The sequence below is a fragment of the Sphingomonas sp. Ant20 genome, assembly GCF_000783375.1.
GTDB classification, from domain to species: domain Bacteria; phylum Pseudomonadota; class Alphaproteobacteria; order Sphingomonadales; family Sphingomonadaceae; genus Sphingomonas; species Sphingomonas aerolata.
Genome location: NZ_JRVI01000231.1, coordinates 1 through 2,982, shown reverse-complemented (window position 1 = coordinate 2,982; position 2,982 = coordinate 1). Strand labels below are relative to the sequence as shown.

General features: G+C 71.2%; 2 protein-coding genes. Both read left to right on the top strand.

Annotated features, from left to right (window positions below; translation table 11 throughout):
- Window positions 1-127: 127 nt before the first annotated feature.
- Entirely contained in the window at window positions 128-1,633 is a 1,506-nt protein-coding gene (gene xrtA / locus NI18_RS19140; RefSeq protein ID WP_037532386.1) for an exosortase A, read from the top strand.
- The coding region (asnB, locus tag NI18_RS19135; RefSeq protein ID WP_037532383.1) for an asparagine synthase (glutamine-hydrolyzing) at window positions 1,634-2,982 on the top strand (1,349 nt) is incomplete at its 3' end.

The following is a 2,982-nucleotide window of genomic DNA, read 5'->3' as shown; positions in this document are numbered from 1 at the left end:
ACGCCCCCGCCGACGCGGCAGAGCTGGGCCGGGCGGCGCGCGCGCAGGTGCTGCGACGCTATGGCTGGGACGCACGGCTAGCACCGCTCGATGCGCTGTTCGGAGTCGATGGCAGCCGGTCCCCATCGTGATCGATCGCCCCGCGACGTCCTGGCCCCGGCATCTGCTCGCGCTCGGCATCGCGGCGATCCTGCTGCTCGCGCTGTTCCGCCGCGACGTCGCCGATCTGACGACGATCTGGTGGACCAGCACGACCTTCGGCCACTGTCTGTTCATCGCCCCGGTGATCGCCTGGCTGGTGTGGCAGCGGCGTGGCGCGCTCGCGCAGCTGAGGCCGGTCGGCTGGTGGCCGGGGCTGGCGCTGGTCGCGGTCGGCGGGGCAGGGTGGCTGATGGGCGACGCGGCCTCGGTCAATCTCGCGCGGCAACTGGGGCTGGTACTGATGCTGCAGGGCGCGGTCGTCGCGATCCTCGGCCCCAATGTCGCGCGCGGATTGCTGTTTCCGCTCGGCTATGCGCTGTTCCTCGTGCCCTTCGGCGAGGGGATCGAGCCGCCCTTGCAGGCGGTGACCGTCGCGATCGTCATGCCGCTGCTGCATCTGGTCGGCGTGCCCGCGGTCGTCGACGGCGTGCTGATCCATGCCGGCCGCTATTATTTCGAGGTGGCGGAGGCGTGCTCGGGCGCCAAGTTCGTGATCGCGATGGTCGCGTTCGGGGTGCTCGTCGCCAATGTCTGTTTCGTGTCGTGGCGGCGCCGCGCGGTGTTCCTTGTCGTGTCAGTGGTCGTGCCGGTCGTCGCCAACGGGTTTCGTGCGTTCGGGACGATCTGGGCGGCCGAGCTGACCTCGGTCGAGGCGGCGACGGGGCTCGACCACATCGTCTATGGCTGGCTGTTCTTCGCGCTCGTGATGGCGGCGGTGCTGGCGATCGGCTGGCGCTGGTTCGACCGCGCGCCCGACGATCCCGCCTTCGATCCGACGCGTCTGCAAACGACGCCGCGCTATCGCGGCGATCTCGCCGTCATCACGCTGCTCGTGCTGGCGGTCGCATCGGCGTTTCCGGCGTGGAGCACGGCCATCGCCGGGCGGCGGCAGGCGCTGCCCGCGCAGATCGCGCTGCCCGACGTGCCGGGCTGGCACCGCGTCGATGTCAGCGTGCGCGCGGCGTGGATGCCCTGGTATCCGGGCGCGGACCATTATCTGTTCGGCCGCTATGCCGACGCCTCGGGCGCGACCGTCGACATGGCGGTCGCGGTATTCGGGCGGCAGGGCGACGGGCACGAGCTGATTGCGTTCGGCACGGGTGTGCTGCGCGAGGAGGATCGCTGGGTCCGCGTCGCGGACCTGCCCCCGGTCGCGGACGCCGCGGGTGCACGCGGTTCGGCGATGCGGATTACCGCGCCGGGACCCGTGGAGCGCATCGTCGCGACGTGGTACCGGGTCGGCGATGCTACCACCGATGACGGGATGATCGTGAAGATCGAGACGATGAAGGCGCGGCTGTTCGGCGGACCGCAGCGCGCGGTTGCGGTGCATCTGTCGGTCGAGGGTGGCGATCCGCGACCGATGGCGCGCTTCCTTGCCGCGCTCGGACCGGTCGGCACGGTCGCCGATCACGCCGCGGGCCTGCGCTGAATGTGCGGGATTGCCGGGATCTTTCACCCGGGCACGCCAAAGCCGGTCGATCCGAACCGCATCCAGGCGATGATCGCCGCGCTCGCGCATCGTGGTCCCGATGGCGACGGCATCTGGACCGCGCCGGGCGTCGGGCTGGGGCATCGCCGGCTGTCGATCATCGACCTCGAAGGCTCGCCGCAGCCGATGTCCGACGGCGACCTGACGATCAGCTACAATGGCGAGATCTACAATTTCGCCGAGCTTCGCGCCGACCTGATCGCGGCCGGCGCGCGCTTCCGCACCGCGGGTGATACCGAGGTGCTGCTCCACGGCTGGCGCGCCTGGGGGCCGTCGATGCTCGACCGGCTGAACGGCATGTTCGCCTTCGCGATCCACGATGCGGGCGCCCGCGCGCTGTTCCTCGCGCGCGACCGGCTGGGGGTGAAGCCGCTTCATTATGTCGAGCTGGCGGACGGGTCGGTCGCCTTCGCCTCCGAGCTGAAGGGCCTGCTCGCCAACCCGCTGGTGCGGCGCGCGCCCGATCTGTCCGCGGTCGAGGATTACATGGCGCTCGGCTACGTCCCCGACGACGCCTGCCTGGTCGCAGGGGTTAAGAAGCTCGCCGCGGGGCATTTCCTGCTGATCGAGCGCGGGCGCGGCATGCCCGCGCCGCGCCGCTGGTGGGACGTCGACTTCTCCAACCGCGCGACCGGCTCCACCAAGGCGCTGGGCGAGGAACTGGTCGATCGGATGCGCGCGGGCGTGCGGTCGCGGATGGTCGCCGACGTGCCGCTCGGCGCGTTCCTGTCGGGCGGGGTCGACAGCTCGGCGGTGGTCGCGCTGATGGCGGAGGCGAGTCCGCGCGCGGTCCGGACCTGCACGATCGGTTTCGACGAGGCGGGGCATGACGAGCGCACCCATGCGACGACGATCGCACGCCGCTTCGCGACCGATCATGCCGAGCGGGTCGTCGATCCCGACGATGTCGCGCTGATCGACACGCTGGTCGCCGCGTTCGACGAACCGTTCGCAGACGGATCCGCGCTCGCCACCTATCAGGTCTGCGCACTGGCCCGCGAGCGGGTGACGGTCGCGCTGTCGGGCGACGGCGCAGACGAGGCGCTGGCGGGCTATCGCCGCTACCGCTTCCAGGCCGCGGAGGAGCGCGTGCGCGGCCTGCTCCCCGCGCATCTCAGGACGCAGATATTCGGCGTACTCGGCCGGCATTACCCCAAGGCCGACTGGGCACCGCGACCGTTCCGCGCCAAATCGACCCTGCTCGCGCTCGCGGCAGGCGGCGGCGAGGCCTATGCCCGCTCGGTCGGCGTCACGACGCCAGAGGTGCGCGCGCGGCTGTTCTCGGGGCG